15 protein-coding genes are annotated in these 11,296 nt (G+C 68.3%); 9 read left to right on the forward strand and 6 right to left on the reverse strand.

The genetic code is table 11. The features are described from left to right. The coding region (locus tag Q8M82_RS01360) for an ABC transporter permease (protein ID WP_305689593.1) at window positions 1-602 on the forward strand (602 nt) is incomplete at its 5' end. 11 nt (window positions 603-613) lie between these two features. Then, complete coding sequence (locus Q8M82_RS01365; protein WP_305689594.1) at window positions 614-1,396, forward strand: ABC transporter ATP-binding protein; 783 nt, start codon at window positions 614-616, stop codon at window positions 1,394-1,396. A 6-nt stretch (window positions 1,397-1,402) separates the two neighbouring features. Here the strand turns inward: Q8M82_RS01365 and Q8M82_RS01370 are convergent, their stop codons facing one another. Together Q8M82_RS01370 and Q8M82_RS01375 are read right to left on the reverse strand one after the other, a co-directional pair. Further along, entirely contained in the window at window positions 1,403-1,693 is a 291-nt protein-coding gene (locus tag Q8M82_RS01370; RefSeq protein WP_305689595.1) for a BrnA antitoxin family protein, read from the reverse strand. Next, on the reverse strand, window positions 1,671-1,964 hold the full coding sequence (locus Q8M82_RS01375) for a BrnT family toxin (RefSeq protein WP_305689596.1): 294 nt from the start codon (window positions 1,962-1,964) through the stop codon (window positions 1,671-1,673). Before Q8M82_RS01375 ends, Q8M82_RS01370 begins: the two co-directional genes overlap by 23 nt. A gap of 127 nt (window positions 1,965-2,091) precedes the next feature. Between Q8M82_RS01375 and Q8M82_RS01380 the strand changes: the two genes are divergently transcribed. Further along, the gene (locus Q8M82_RS01380; protein WP_305689597.1) at window positions 2,092-2,601 is read left to right on the forward strand and encodes an OsmC family protein; all 510 of its coding nucleotides are present in this window, start codon (window positions 2,092-2,094) and stop codon (window positions 2,599-2,601) included. Between the two features lie 15 nt (window positions 2,602-2,616). Here Q8M82_RS01380 and Q8M82_RS01385 read toward each other — a convergent pair whose 3' ends face one another. Continuing rightward, window positions 2,617-3,801, reverse strand: a complete 1,185-nt coding sequence (locus tag Q8M82_RS01385; protein ID WP_305689598.1) for a DNA recombination protein RmuC — start codon at window positions 3,799-3,801, stop codon at window positions 2,617-2,619. 120 nt (window positions 3,802-3,921) lie between these two features. Between Q8M82_RS01385 and def the strand changes: the two genes are divergently transcribed. From def to truA, 3 genes are all read left to right on the forward strand, one after another. Continuing rightward, entirely contained in the window at window positions 3,922-4,512 is a 591-nt protein-coding gene (gene def / locus Q8M82_RS01390; protein ID WP_305689599.1) for a peptide deformylase, read from the forward strand. Window positions 4,513-4,706: 194 nt separating this feature from the next. Beyond that, on the forward strand, window positions 4,707-5,636 hold the full coding sequence (fmt, locus tag Q8M82_RS01395; protein ID WP_305689600.1) for a methionyl-tRNA formyltransferase: 930 nt from the start codon (window positions 4,707-4,709) through the stop codon (window positions 5,634-5,636). Continuing rightward, window positions 5,636-6,373: a tRNA pseudouridine(38-40) synthase TruA gene (gene truA, locus Q8M82_RS01400; protein WP_305689601.1), complete on the forward strand. Its 738-nt coding sequence runs from the start codon at window positions 5,636-5,638 to the stop codon at window positions 6,371-6,373. The genes fmt and truA overlap by 1 nt, the downstream gene beginning before the upstream one ends. Before the next feature lie 20 nt (window positions 6,374-6,393). Here truA and Q8M82_RS01405 read toward each other — a convergent pair whose 3' ends face one another. Genes Q8M82_RS01405 through Q8M82_RS01415 form a run of 3 tightly spaced genes read right to left on the reverse strand, consistent with a single transcriptional unit; the run spans window position 6,394 to window position 8,653 of the window. Then, window positions 6,394-6,984: a hypothetical protein gene (locus Q8M82_RS01405; protein ID WP_305689602.1), complete on the reverse strand. Its 591-nt coding sequence runs from the start codon at window positions 6,982-6,984 to the stop codon at window positions 6,394-6,396. Window positions 6,985-7,040: 56 nt separating this feature from the next. Next, window positions 7,041-8,237, reverse strand: coding sequence for a succinyl-diaminopimelate desuccinylase (dapE, locus tag Q8M82_RS01410; protein WP_305689603.1), 1,197 nt, complete (start codon window positions 8,235-8,237; stop codon window positions 7,041-7,043). Continuing rightward, window positions 8,186-8,653 (reverse strand): DUF805 domain-containing protein, encoded by a 468-nt coding sequence (locus Q8M82_RS01415; RefSeq protein WP_305689604.1) that lies wholly within the window; start codon window positions 8,651-8,653, stop codon window positions 8,186-8,188. The genes dapE and Q8M82_RS01415 overlap by 52 nt, the downstream gene beginning before the upstream one ends. Before the next feature lie 223 nt (window positions 8,654-8,876). Here Q8M82_RS01415 and Q8M82_RS01420 point away from each other — a divergent pair, with 223 nt between their 5' ends. The 3 genes from Q8M82_RS01420 to Q8M82_RS01430 all read left to right on the forward strand — a co-directional run bounded on the left by Q8M82_RS01420 (window position 8,877) and on the right by Q8M82_RS01430 (window position 11,053). Continuing rightward, entirely contained in the window at window positions 8,877-9,491 is a 615-nt protein-coding gene (locus Q8M82_RS01420; RefSeq protein WP_305689605.1) for a ribonuclease D, read from the forward strand. 114 nt (window positions 9,492-9,605) lie between these two features. After that, window positions 9,606-10,364 carry an LPS export ABC transporter periplasmic protein LptC gene (gene lptC / locus Q8M82_RS01425; RefSeq protein WP_305689606.1) on the forward strand — a complete coding sequence of 253 codons (759 nt, stop codon included), beginning with the start codon at window positions 9,606-9,608 and terminating at the stop codon, window positions 10,362-10,364. Between the two features lie 2 nt (window positions 10,365-10,366). Continuing rightward, on the forward strand, window positions 10,367-11,053 hold the full coding sequence (locus tag Q8M82_RS01430; protein WP_305689607.1) for an LptA/OstA family protein: 687 nt from the start codon (window positions 10,367-10,369) through the stop codon (window positions 11,051-11,053). Window positions 11,054-11,296: the final 243 nt, after the last annotated feature.

The raw sequence follows: 11,296 nt of genomic DNA on the forward strand, positions 1-11,296 counted from the left end.
ATGCGTTGGCGACGCTCTGGCGCGTCGCAGCCGGCTTCGCGCTCGGCGCGGCGGCGGGTACGCTGCTGGGTGCCGTCACGGGCGCGCTGCCCGTGGCGCGGGGCCTGATCGATCCGACGCTGCAGGCCCTGCGCGCCATCCCCTCGATCGCCTGGGTGCCGCTCTTCATCCTCTGGCTCGGCATCTTCGAGGCCTCGAAGGTGGCGCTGATCGCAGTCGGCGTGTTCTTCCCGGTCTATCTCGGCGTCGCCGCGGCGATCCAGGGGATCGACCGCAAGATCGTCGAAGTCGGCCGTGTCTTCAGGCTCGGTCGGCTGGCGATGGCGCGACGCGTGCTGCTGCCGGCGATCCTGCCGGCCTGGATCACGGCGCTGCGCTCGGGGCTGGGGCTGGGCTTCATGTTCGTGGTCGCGGCCGAGATCATGGGCGCCAGCGAAGGCCTCGGCTACCTCCTCGTCGATGGCCAGCAACTCGGCCGGCCCGACACCATCATTGCGGCCATCATCAGCTTCGCCGTGCTCGGAAAGCTGGCCGACGGCCTGCTCGTCGCCCTCACGCGGCCGGTTCTCGCCTGGCAGGACACGGCCCGCGACAAACTCTGAGAGAGCCCTCGATGCTGAGCTTCGAGACCCTGTCGAAAACCTATTCCGACGGCACGCAGGCGCTGTCGGCCGTGACGCTGGACGTCGCGCAGGGCGAAATTCTGGCGCTGGTCGGCGGCTCCGGCTGCGGCAAGACCACGCTGCTGCGGCTGATCGCCGGTCTCGACCGGCCGAGCACCGGCCGAATCCTGCTCGATGGCGAGGCGATCGTAGAGCCGCGAGCCGATGTCGGGGTAATCTTCCAGGAGCCGCGCCTGTTTCCCTGGCTCTCGGTCGCGGAAAATGTCGGCTTCGGCCTCTCACACCTCTCGGGCTTCGAGCGCGAGGGGCTGGTCACCAATGCGCTGGTCCGCGTCGGCCTCGGCGGGCATGACCGGCGCTGGCCGCGCGAACTCTCGGGCGGACAGCAGCAGCGCGTCGCCATCGCCCGCGCGCTTGTGACGCGTCCCAAGCTGCTCCTGATGGACGAGCCCTTCTCCGCGCTCGATGCCACCACCCGCGCCAGCCTCCATGGCCACCTGCTTGCCCTCTGGGTCGAGAGCCGGCCGACCGTCGTGATGGTGACCCATGATGTCGAGGAGGCGGTGACGCTGGCGGACCGCGTCGTGGTGATGCAGCCGAAGCCGGGCCGCATCTTCGACGAATTCGACAACCCGCTCGCCCGCCCGCGCGACCGGCTCTCGCCGGCCTTCGAGGCGGCCAAGCGCGAGATCCTGCGAAGCCTCGATCGCTCGCTGCGCGACGAGGCGCCGCACCAGCAGAAGGCCGCCGAGACGGCCGGGATGTGGTGGTGAAGGCTCTCAACCGGTCTTGCGATGAGTTTCCATATAGTGACGTAGAACCGCGTTCATGCGCGTCTGGTAGCCGCGGCCCTGTGCCTTGAACCAGGTCACCACATCCTCGTCGAACTTGGCGTTGACCGGCGTCTTTTGCGGGGGGAGGCCAATGAAGGCCTCAGCCCAGTCCTCGCGGCGGGTGGCCGGATTGTCGACATCGGCGCGGGCCATGGCCTCGATCTCGCCATCCGACAACGCCGCGATCCGTTCGAGGTCGCTGGCGCGGCCCGGCTTACCGGCTGGCTTGGCGGTCATGATAAATGCTCCTCTCGTCCCTGCTGGCGGGGCGCGCCGAAATCAGATGCATGCGTGCCGCGCGGGGAGTGAAAGTCACGTTGATCACGCGCCCTTCGAACTCGACCAGCATATTGTAGCGGTCCTCGCCGTAATCGAACCGATCATCGGCACGGGTCACGACGAAACGCCCGTCTAACACGACATGCAGGTCAGCGAAATCATAGCCGTGATTGACCCGATTCAGGCTTCGCTTGCCGTCATCCCAACTGCAACGCTCGTCAAATCCCATGCAGTTAAATCTACATGATCATGTAGATACCGCAAGGGTGTGGCGGCATCGCGCAGCACTGGCCACAGCAGCCGAATGACGCTATCCGCGCAGCAGCCCCGCTTCCTGTCATGCAAGGTCTGACACCATGGACGTCACCGCTCTCCGCGCCCTGCAGGCGCCGCTCAAGGACTCCTACCGTTCCGATCCCAATGCTGCCGTCGTCACCCTGAAGGCCAAGGGCGAACTCGACGACCAGCACATCGCCTGCAAGGTGGAGACCGGCCGCGCGATCGCGCTGGCGGGGCTCCACCCGGCGACCGGCGGCTCCGGCGCCGAACTCTGCTCCGGCGACATGCTTCTGGAGGCGCTCGTCGCCTGCGCCGGCGTGACGCTGAAGGCGGTGGCCACCGCCCTGGAGATCGAGCTGAAGAAGGGTATCGTCCATGCCGAGGGCGATCTCGATTTCCGCGGCACGCTCGGCGTTGCCAAGGACGCCGCCGTCGGCTTCAAGGCGATCCGGCTGTCCTTCGAGGTCGAGACCGACGCGCCGCAGGATAAGCTCGACACGCTGCTGAAGCTGACCGAGCGCTACTGCGTCGTCTTCCAGACGCTCAATGTGAAACCCGAACTCAGCGCGACCCTGTCGGTCGCCTGATCGCCCAGCGGCCGCTCATTCAGCGGCCTTCTTCAGGGCGAGGCCCTCGGCAAAGGGCAGCGTCGGCTCGCCCTTCGCCTCGTCGAAATCGAGCGCCACGATGCGCTCGCCCCGGCCCACGATCTTGCCCGCCGAGGTGCGCAGGCCCGCCACATCGTCCTGCGCCTGGCGGAAATGCTGGTCGAGCTTCTCCGCCCGCTCGCCGAGCCGCCGGACATCGGCGAGGAGCTTGCCGACCTCGCTCTGGATCACCTGCGCCTCCTCGCGCATCCGTGCGTCGCGCACCAGCGACTGCATGAGCTGAATCGCGAGTGCCAGCAGCGAGGGCGAGACGATCATGATGCGGGCGCGATGCGCCTTCTGGATCACGTCGTCGAAATGCTCGTGCAGATCGGCATGGATCGATTCCGAGGGCACGAAGAGCAGCGCGAGGTCCTGCGTCTCGCCGGGCAGGAAATAGCGCTCGGCGATGTCCTTCACATGCACGCCGACATCGTTGCGCACCCGGGCGGCGGCTACCTTGCGCGCCTCCTCGCCGCGGGCCTCGCGCAATTGCGTGAAGCTCTCCAGCGGGAATTTGGCGTCGATGACGAGCCCACGCCCGTCGCCCGGCAGTGTCACCAGACAGTCGGGTCGCCTGCCGTTGGAGAGCTGCGGCTGGAAGGCGAAGAAGGCGCCGGGCAGCCCGTCCCGGATGATCGCCTCCATCCGGCCCTGACCATAGGCGCCGCGCGCCTGCTTGTTCGAGAGCACGTCGCGCAGCGTGACGACTTCGGAGGTGAGGTTGGTCAGATTCTTCTGGGCGCTGTCGATCACCGCCAGCCGCTCCTGCAGCCGGCCGAGGCTCTCGCTGGTCTGGCGGACATTCTGCTCCAGTCCCTGGCCGACCTGGTGTCGCAGACCCTCCATCCGGTCGGCGACGAGGCGGGCGAGATCGCCCTGCCGCGTCGAGAGGATTTCGGCCATGGACTGCATCCGGCCGGTCAATTCCGCCTGGAGGCGGTTCATCTCGGCGACCTTGTCATCCGTTTCACGCGCCCGCTCGGCCGCGATCAGCGCCTCCAGCGCCCGCCGCCGGCTGCCGCCCCAGGCGGAGAGCGCCAGCAGCAGGAGCAGGCCCAGCGTCGCCCCACCGAAGCCGAGCGCGGCCTGCGCCCAGGTCACGGGCCGGTCGAGAAGGATGAAGGCGATCTCTGTCATCCCGGCAGCATAGCCGATTCGGATGAATCAATTCGAACGAAAGCGGAACGGTTTGACCCACGCGGCGCGAGCGCTTATGTGGCCCGTCCACCACCCGCAAAACCGCGCAGACACAGTTCCATGGCCATCCGCCCGCTCGTCATCCTGCCAGACGCCCAGCTCCGGCTGGTCTCCACCCCGGTGGCCGAGATCACGCCCGAGATCCGCACGCTCGTCGCCGACATGTTCGAGACGATGTATGACGCGCCCGGGATCGGCCTGGCCGCCATCCAGATCGGCGTCCCCAAGCGCGTGGTGACGCTCGATGTCGCCAAGAAGGTGCCGGAGCCGAGCGAGGATGATGCGGGTGGCGAGGACGATGTCGCCGACGCAGCCGACAGCCAGGAGAAGCGCGACCGCCAGCCGCGCAATCCCATGGCCTTCATCAATCCGGAGATCACCTGGTCCTCGGAGGCGCGCAGCACCTATGAGGAAGGCTGCCTCTCGATCCCGGAATATTATGAGGAGGTCGAGCGCCCGGCTTCGGTCAGGGTCGCCTACACCGATCTCGACGGTCAGCGGCAGGAGATCGAGGCCGACGGCCTCCTCGCCACCTGCATCCAGCACGAGATCGACCATCTCAACGGCGTGCTGTTCATCGACCATCTCTCGCGTCTCAAGCGCGAGCGCGTCACCAAGCGTTTCGCCAAGCAGGCGCGCCGCGAGGGGTGACGCAAGCGAAACGAGGCTTTCCGCAGCCCTCATCCTGAGGAGCGCTCGGCACGAGCGCGTCTCGAAGGATGCTCCAGATGGTTCCGGAGCCTCCTGGAGCATCCTTCGAGACGCCGCTGCGCGGCTCCTCAGGATGAGGGCTCAGATGATCAGGCGGCGGGCCATGCCTGCCCAGTTGAGGTAATATCCAGCGTATGAGTTTGCGCGTCATCTTCATGGGCACGCCTGATTTCGCGGTGCCGACGCTGACCGAGATCATCGGCCAGGGCCACGAGGTCGTCAGCTGCTACACCCGCGCCCCGGCCCAGGCCGGCCGCGGCCTCGAACTCAAGCCCTCGCCGGTGCACAGGGCGGCCGAGCGCTTCGGCATCCCGGTCTTCACGCCATCGACCCTGAAGACGGCCGAGGTGGCCGAGCATATCGCCTTCCACCAGGCCGACGTCGCGGTGGTCGTCGCCTATGGCATGATCCTGCCGCAGGCGATCCTCGACATTCCCGAACTCGGCTGCCTCAACCTGCATGCCTCGCTGCTGCCGCGCTGGCGCGGTGCAGCCCCGATCCAGCGCGCGGTGATGGCCGGAGACGCTGAAAGCGGCGTCTGCGTGATGAAGATGGAAGCCGGTCTCGACACCGGCCCCGTCGGCATGGTCGAGCGGCTGGAGATCGGCCCCGACATGACGTCCGGCGAACTGCATGACCGGCTGGCGCCGCTCGGGGCGGATCTGATGGTCCGCGCGCTCGCCGCGCTCGGCCGGGGCGGCCTGCGCTTCACGCCGCAGCCGGAGGAGGGCGTGACCTACGCCGCCAAGATCGCCAATGCCGAGGCGAAGCTGAACTGGGCCCGCCCGGCCCGGCAGGTCCACGATCTCGCCCGGGGGCTCGCGCCCTTTCCCGGCGCCTTCGCCGAGATCGATCTCGGCAAGGGCCCCGAGCGGCTCAAGGTCCTGCGCACGGCGCTCGCCGGCGGCGCGGCCGAGCCCGGCATGCTGCTGGACGAGGAAGGCACCGTCGCCTGCGCGGAAGGAGCGGTGAAGCTGCTTCAGGTCCAGCGTGCCGGCGGGCGGCCCATCAGCGGCGCCGAGTTCCTGCGCGGGGCGCGGCTCTCAGCCGGCCACAAGCTCTGATGCCGCGCTACAAGCTCGTCATCGAATATGACGGCACGCCCTTCTCGGGCTGGCAGCGGCAGCTCAATGGCCCCTCCGTGCAGCAGAGCGTCGAGGAGGCGATTCAAGCCTTTTGCAACCATCCCGTCAGGCTGCATTGCGCAGGACGCACCGATGCCGGGGTCCACGCCACTCATCAGGTCGCCCATGTCGATCTGGAGAAGGACTGGCGCACGGATGTCGTGCGCGATGCCGCCAACGCCCGCCTCAAGCGCTTGCCGGTCGCCGTCTGTAGTGCCGAGGCGGTGTCCGACGAGTTCGACGCCCGCATCTCGGCGAAGCGGCGCTACTACATCTACCGCATCCTCGACCGGCGCGCCCAGCCGGCGCTCGACCGCGACCGGCTCTGGCATGTTCCGGTCAAGCTCGATCACGAGGCGATGGACCGCTCGGCCAAGGCCCTGCTCGGCCATCACGACTTCACCACTTTCCGCGCCGCCGAGTGCCAGGCCAACAGCCCGATGCGCACGCTGGACCGGCTCGATGTCCGGCGCGAGGGTGACGAGATCGTCGTCTACGCCCATGCCCGCTCCTTCCTGCATCACCAGGTCCGCTCGATCGTCGGATGCCTCAAGATGGTCGGCGTCGGGCGCTGGCCGGAGAACAAGCTGGGCAGGGTCTTGGCGGCGCGCGATCGCTCGCAATGCGCGGCGCTGGCGCCGCCCTGCGGGCTTTATCTCGCGGGCGTGGATTACTGAGCCCTGCGGGCCGGTCGGCGTCAGAAGACCAGGAAGCCGAAGATCCGCAGGATCGCGTAATCCGCCACGATGCTGGCCAGCGCCACCGGCGCGGCGAGCCCGCTCCCGGCGCCGAAAGCCGCGCGCGCCACGCAGTAGCGCAGGCGCAGCGCGATCGCGGCGAAGGCCAGAGTCTGGACCAGCGCGAGGCCGGGCGTCGACCAGCCGATCGCGAAGATGGCGGCCGGCACCGCGACCAGCCCGGCGGCGATGATGCCCGCCCAGTTCCAGGCGATGAGGAAGGCGGTGAAGCGGGGTGTCTGCGCGAGATGCGGAGCAAGAGCCAACAGCAGCGCCGGCACCGCCAGAATGCTTGCGAGCGTCGCCCCGAAAACCGCCAGCGCCAGGCCGGGAGAGGTGAAAAGCCCCGCCGAATTGGGCAGGCCGGCATGGATCCTCAGGGCCGCGAGCAGGGCGATCACGGCGGGAAGCGTCAGCGGCAGCAGCGCGACCAGAGAGCGCCAGAAGCCGCTGCGCGTCAGCTCCAGATCCTCCAGGGCCTCGGCGCCCCGTGCCATCAACTGCCAGGAAGCGCGCAGCGAGCGCGCCACATCATCGGCCGCGAGCTTCATCCCGTCATCCTTAGACTTTCGTCTAAGGATGACTATGGGTTAGCGCTCAAGCCTCGTCAATCGACTCCAGCGACTGCGAAGTAGCGCGTCAGCAGGCGGTGCGTGATGGCTTCGAGGGCCGTCAGGTCCGCGACGGCGACGCGTTCGTCGACCTGATGCATGGTCTGGCCGACGACGCCGTATTCCACCACCGGGCAGTAGCTCTTGATGAAGCGGGCATCCGACGTACCGCCGGTGGTGGACAGGGCTGGACGGCGGCCCGTTTCGGCTTCCACGGCATCCGCGACCATCGCGACGAAGGGGCCGGGTTCGGTCAGGAACGCGACCGCATTTGTCGGCTCGAAGACGATCTCGTAGCGCACGGCGTTGCCCGCCGCCTGGCGCAGGCGTCGTTCGATTTCAGCCGCCAGTGTCTCCGGTGTCCAGACATCGTTGAAACGGATGTTGAAGACGGCCCTAGCCTGGGCGGGAACCACATTCGTCGCCGGGTTGCCGACATCGAGTGTCGTCAGCTCCAGATTGCTCGGGTCGAAATGCGCGGTACCACCGTCGAGCGGCGTGGCTTCGAGCGCCGCCAGCAGCCGCACCATGCCGCGGATCGGGTTCTCGGCCAGATGCGGATAGCCGACATGGCCCTGCTTGCCATGGACGGTGAGGCGGCCCGTCAGCGACCCGCGCCGGCCGATCTTGATCATGTCGCTCATCGTCGCCGGATTGGTCGGCTCGCCGAGCAGGCAATGGTCGAAGCGCTCGCCGCGGGCATGCGCCCATTCCAGCAGCTTGACGGTGCCGTTGACGGCCGGCCCTTCCTCGTCGCCGGTGACGAGAAAGGCGATCGAGCCGGGTGCATCCGGGTTCTCGCGGCGGAACCGCAGCGCCGCGGCGATCATCGCGGCGAGGCCGCCCTTCATGTCGCAGGCGCCCCGCCCATACAGCACGCCGTCTTGGACCGTCCCGCCGAAGGGCGCGCGCGTCCAGGCTCCTGAGTCCCCGACCGGCACGACGTCGGTGTGGCCGGCGATGACGAAGACAGGCCCCTCGCGGCCGATCCGGGCATAGAAATTTTCCACATCGGGCGTGCCGGGGGCGGAAAACACCGGCCGCTCGACCGTAAAGCCCTCGGCGGCCAGAACCTCGGCGATGAGGGCCAATGCGCCACCCTCGGCCGGGGTGACCGAAGGGCAGCGGACCAGCGCCTGGGTCAGCGCGACGGGGTCGAGGGGATCGAAGGCGAGGGGCGCGATTGTATCCATGCGCCCGCTTTAGCATTGGCCCCGTCCTCCGCAAGCGCCTCGCGCGCCGACGGCATCAGGCCGAGATCGACCAGCGCGAACAGCCAGGCGATGAGCGAGATCGTATCGAGGGACGGTGCCCAGGCGATGGGCAGCAGGGGCCGGAGCTGGCCGGGCAGCACGATCGCACAGACCAGGAGGATTCCGTACAGGCCGCTGCTGCCGCGGTCGGTGGCGCGCTTCGCCGCCAGCGCGGCCCAGGGAAAGAGCGCAAAGGCCTGGGCGAATGCGACCGCGCGCTCGGCGTCATGTCCGAACACGACCGGCGCGGCCTGCTGGATGCCGAACAGCGCCAGCGCGACCACGGCGCTGCCGAGCCAGAAGCGGCCGAGGCCGATACGGCCATCGAAATCGGCGAGCAGGCGGAAGAGGGTCATGGATCAGGCTCCGATGACGCTGTTGTGGCACGCCCGGCGCCGGCCCGGAAGGATATGGTGAATAAAAGGTTAACGCGGTCGTTGGGACTTTGCCCCGAAAGAGCTTGAACGGGGACGCCCACCCCGTTAGCTCCGGCACAGGGCATGGTTCTCCGTCGATGGAACCGCCCGACCGGGCAGAAGTCCGGATGACAGGCGCGACAGCGCCGAGCGAGGGTGCGAGATGACGATCCGATTCCACCGTGGCGACCTGCCGGACGGCTTCGAGGCCGGGACCAGCGTCGCCATCGACACCGAGACGCTCGGTCTCAACCCGCATCGGGATCGCCTCTGCGTCGTCCAGCTCTCCCGTGGCGACGGCACGGCCGATGTGGTGCAGATCCTGAAGGACGGCCCCGAGCCGGCGAACCTGATCCGGCTGCTGCAGGACCCGGCCGTCCTCAAGCTGTTCCACTTCGCCCGCTTCGACATCGCGGTGCTGCGACACGCCTTCGGTGTCGTGACCGGCCCCATCTACTGCACCAAGATCGCCTCGAAGCTGACCCGCACCTACACCGACCGCCACGGTCTCAAGGATCTGGTGCGCGAGCTGCTCGGGATCGAGCTGTCCAAGCAGCAGCAATCTTCCGATTGGGGCGCCGAAACGCTGAGCGAGGCGCAACTCGCCTACGCCGCCTCCGACGTGCTTCATCTCCACGCCCTGCATGGCCGGCTCGAGACGATGCTGGCGCGAGAGGGGCGCAGCCATCTCGCCAAGGCCTGCTTCGACTTCCTGCCGTTCCGGGCGGAGCTGGATCTCGCCGGCTGGCCCGAGAGCGACATCTTTGCTCATACTTGACAATTTCCAAGTCATCTTGCGTCAGTTCGACCGGGGTGTTCGACGGGGGCGCGTTCGCCGCACGACACGAAAAAGCCGTTTGCGACTGCCATTGCGCGGGGCATGACTGTGGCGATGACAACCAATGACTGGGCCGCTCGTCCCAACGGGCCGGCGGCACGGCGGCAGGCGGCGTTCGGCGCGGCCCGCCGCCACACGCGGCTCGTGCGCTTCCTGCGGCGGGCGATCCCGGTGGGGGCGGCCGTCTCGGTCGTGGCCTTGCTGGTGGTGCCGTTCCTCACTCCGCTCACCGGCGTCGCGAGCCTCTCGCTCGGCGCAGTCGGCATTTCCGGCGGCAAGGTGAAGATGGATACGCCGCGCCTGTCCGGCTATCGCAAGGACAACCGGCCCTATGAGGTGACCGCGGAAGCGGCGCTGCAGGAAATCCGCAACCCGACGCAGGTCGAGCTGCAGACGCTGACCGCGCGGCTCCAGATGGAGCGCGAGGGCTGGGTGACGGTGAACGCGAAGAGCGGCCTGTTCGACACGCAGAAGGAAAAGCTGCGGCTCGTCGACGACGTCCATGTCCGGACCGAGAACGGCCACGATATCCGCATGCGGACCGCCGACGTCGACTTCAAGGGCGGGACGGTCGTGTCGAAGGAGCCGGTCAAGGTCAGCCTGGGCACCACGACGGTCGACGCGGATTCGCTCGACGTGAAGGACAACGGCGCGCTGATCGTCTTCCAGGGGCGCGTGCGCGCCTATATTCCCAATGCCCCGGCCGGCACGATCGCCGGGCCCGAGCGCGAGGGCAGCACGCCTGCGCCCGAACTGCTCCGGCCGGCGCAGGCGGCGGCGGTCGGTGATCAGAAGAACGGGACGGGACAGTGATCATGCAGGCAGCTTCTTCGCTTTCTCGGCTGGCCTCCTCCGGCGGGCGTGTCGCCGCTTTCGCGACCGCCTTCGTGATCCTTGCGCTGGCCTGCGCCCCGCAGGAGGTGGCGGCGCAGGCGAAGGCTCGCGGCGGCGCAGGGGCGAGTTCGCCGCTCGGCGGGCTGGGCGGGGACAGCAAGGAGCCGATCAAGATCGACGCCGACAAGCTCGACGTGCTCGACAAGGAGAACCGGGCGGTCTTCAGCGGCAACGTCGTTGCCGTTCAGGGCGAGACCACCGTGCGCTGCTCGATCATGACGGTATTCTACGAGGGTCGCGGGGGCCAGGGCGCCGGCGCCAAGCCGGCGGCTGCGACGCCCGCTGCTGCGCCCGGCCAGGGCAATGACAGCTCGATCAAGCGTATCGAGTGCAGGGGACCGGTGACGGTCGTCTCCAAGACGCAGGCCGCCACCTCCGACAATGCCGTCTTCGACCGCGCCAACAACACCGTGGTCATGACCGGCAACGTCGCGCTCAACGACGGCCCCAACATCACCCGTGGCGAGAAGCTGACCTACAATACGGTGACCGGCATCGCCAATGTCGAGACCACCAAGGGTGGCCGCGTCCAGGGCTTCTTCGTGCCGAACGCGGCGGAGGCCAACAAGGGCGCTCCCGGCGCCAAGCCCGCTACACCGACCAACTGACAGTTCCGCCGCTCCGGTGCCGGGCGCCGGGGCCTTCCGTCGCGAAAGTCCCAGGCCAGGCGAAGTTCTCCACCGTGACGATCACCGACATGACGCATTCCGAGACGGCGCCCACTCCGACGGCGCCTCCGATCCACCGCCGCGGAGCGGGGCTCATGAGCCGCCTGTTCGGCCGCTCTCCCGCAGCCGAGATCCCTGCCTCGGGGACGGACGCGGTCGGCATCGGCGGTCAGGGCATCCTCG

Source organism: Allobosea sp., from assembly GCF_030694325.1.
Classification (GTDB): domain Bacteria; phylum Pseudomonadota; class Alphaproteobacteria; order Rhizobiales; family Beijerinckiaceae; genus Allobosea.